The following is a 202-nucleotide window of genomic DNA, read 5'->3' on the forward strand; positions in this document are numbered from 1 at the left end:
GCGAGAGAAGCCGGAAGACATTGTCACCAAGCTGCGTCAGGTCGAGGTGCTGCATGGCCAGGGCCTGTCGATGGCCGATGCGGTGCGGCAGATCGGGATATCGCAGCATACGTTCTACCGGTGGCGGAAGCAGTATGGCGGGATGAACCGGGCACAGTTGTCGCGGCTGAAGGAGCTCGAGAAGGAGAACCTGAGGCTGCGG

1 protein-coding gene is annotated in these 202 nt (G+C 62.4%); it reads left to right on the top strand.

Going from position 1 to position 202, the window contains the following annotated elements; all coding sequences use genetic code 11:
• Nucleotides 1–202 (top strand): transposase (locus tag ACXAJT_RS27705; protein ID WP_475242278.1); only part of this gene is annotated, 202 nt, incomplete at both ends.

It is taken from the genome of Salipiger sp. ABF4_146 (assembly GCF_056161345.1).